This is a genomic window from Variovorax glacialis (assembly GCF_051216375.1).
Classification (GTDB): Bacteria; Pseudomonadota; Gammaproteobacteria; order Burkholderiales; family Burkholderiaceae_C; genus Variovorax.
This window is the reverse complement of sequence record NZ_JBPJZT010000057.1, coordinates 1-2,309: the sequence shown is the minus strand read 5'-3', so window position 1 is coordinate 2,309 and position 2,309 is coordinate 1. Positions and strand designations below refer to the sequence as shown.

The 2,309-nt window shown below is 63.8% G+C and carries 2 protein-coding genes; both read left to right on the top strand.

Annotated elements, in window-relative coordinates; genetic code table 11:
* A partial coding sequence (gene istA / locus ACSFBL_RS35530) for an IS21 family transposase (protein ID WP_435520489.1) occupies window positions 1–1,385 on the top strand: 1,385 nt, incomplete at its 5' end.
* Entirely contained in the window at window positions 1,382–2,227 is an 846-nt protein-coding gene (gene istB / locus ACSFBL_RS35525) for an IS21-like element helper ATPase IstB (RefSeq protein ID WP_435520488.1), read from the top strand. The genes istA and istB, both read left to right, overlap by 4 nt.
* Window positions 2,228–2,309 lie beyond the last annotated feature (82 nt).

The following is a 2,309-nucleotide window of genomic DNA, read 5'->3' as shown; positions in this document are numbered from 1 at the left end:
CGCTACCCTCACAGAACCCTCGGCGCTACTGGCGCTCCCGAGCCGATCCGTTCGGCGAGGTCTGGGACACCGAGGTGGTGCCGCTGCTCAAGGCCGCCCCCAAGTTGATGGCCGTCACGCTGCTGCGCAAGCTCCAGGACGATCATCCCGAGCGCTTCCCTGATGGCGTGCTGCGCACGCTGCAGCGACATATCCGTCAATGGCGCGCCGTGCAAGGGCCTCCCAAGGAAGTGTTCTTCCCCCAGGACCATGCCCCAGGTCATCGAGGTCTCTCGGATTTCACTGCCATGGGCGATTTGCGCGTCACGATCGCGAACGCGCCTTTCGTCCACATCCTGTACCACTTCGTTCTGGCGTTCTCACGCTGGGAGCACGTCGAAGTCGTCGAGGGCGGCGAGAGCTTCGAGGCGCTATCCAAGGGATTGCAGAACGCCCTGTGGCAAGCCGGCGGCGCGCCGCAAGAGCACCGCAGCGACAGCCTGTCGGCCGCGTTCAAGAACCTGAGCGAAGAAGAGGACTTCACCGCGCGCTACACGGGGCTGCTCGATCACTACGGCATGGTGGGCACGCGCAACAACCGAGGCGTGAGCCACGAGAACGGCAGCGTCGAGTCCTCGCACCGATTCCTGAAGCAAGCGATTGACCAGGCGCTGCTATTGCGCGGGCACCGTGACTTCGACGACCGCCTGGCTTATGAGGGTTTCGTTCGAGACGTCGTGATGCGACGCAACCGCCGCAACGCCGCTGCGTTTCGTATCGAGCGCGAACAGTTGCGGGATCTTCCCCCAAGGCGCACCACCGACTTCGTCGAGGAAGAGGCGCGCGTCACGCGCTGCGGCACCTTCACCGTACGCGCCATCCTCTACAGCGCACCGTCGCGCCTGATCGGCCACCGCCTGAAGGTGCGGCTTTACAGCGATCGGTTGGATTGCTACCTCTCGGGAGCACTCGTCCTGACGCTCGCTCGGGGTACGCGAGCGCCCGGAACCAGCCGCGGCCGGGTGATCGACTACCGACACTTCATCGAAGAGCTGAAGCGCAAGCCTCAGGCATTCAAAGGGCTGCTGTTCCGCGACGCGCTGTTCCCGCGCGAGGCGTACCGCCTCACCTGGGAGCAACTCGACCTGAGGCTGACACAACGCCAAGCCTGCCAGACGATCGTGGCGCTGCTGGAGATGGCCGCTTGCGACGGCGTGGAAGGTGTGCTGGCCGAACGCCTCGACGCGCTGCGCCTGGCCGGCGAGTTGCCCGATGTGAAGCGACTGCGCGAGGAGTTCGCCCCGCGCAAGACCGAGGTGCCGCGCATCACGATCGATATGCCGTTGCCAAGCAGGTACGACGCGCTGCTGCGGAGTAAACAAGTACCTGAAGAGGTCCCAGCATGACGACCGCGGCATTCGATCCCGCTCGAAACGCCTTGATGCTCAATGAGCTGCGCCTGCCGACGATCGGCAGGCTGTGGCCCGACTTCGCTGAGCGCTCGGACAGGGAAGGTTGGCCAGCGAGCCGTTTCCTAGGCGGACTGCTGGAGCACGAAGTGGCCGAACGCGCGAAGCGCCGTATCGAACGTCATCGCATCGAGTCGCGGCTGGATGTGACCAAGACGCTGGCCAGCTTCGAGTTCGCCGAGGTGCCGATGCTGTCGAAGGCCCATGTCTTGGCGCTGGCCAGCGGGGATTCGTGGCTCGAGAAGGGGGCCAACATATTGATTTTTGGTCCGCCCGGCGTGGGCAAGAGTCACGTCGGCTGCGGTATCGGCCATGCACTGATCGAGGCCGGGCGGCGCGTGCTCTACATTCGCACCAGCGAGTTGGTGCAGCGTCTGCAGGCTGCTCGCCAGACCCTCCAGTTGCCCCAGGCACTCGCCAAGCTCGACCGCTACGACCTGCTCATTCTTGACGACATCTCGTACGTCCGGAAGGACCAGGCCGAAACCAGCGTCCTGTTCGAGCTGATCGCCGAGCGTTACGAGCGGCGCAGCATCCTCATCACGGCCAACCAGCCCTTCTCGGGCTGGGACACCGTGTTCCCCGACGCCGGAATGACGGTGGCGGCCATCGATCGCCTGGTCCATCACTCCACAATCTTCGAGCTGAACAACGTGGAGAGCTACCGCGGCAAGTCGGCCGCGCGGGAACAGAAGGTCCAGCGCGACAACGACAAGACAAACCGTCGACGTCAATCATTAAGCGACAACGACAACCAGTTCAAGGAGCCACAACCCTAACCCCATAAAAAACGACATTCACCCCCGCCCAACCGGCCAAGATGAATGTCGTTTAACCGGCCATGCTGCTTGACGCCATCCA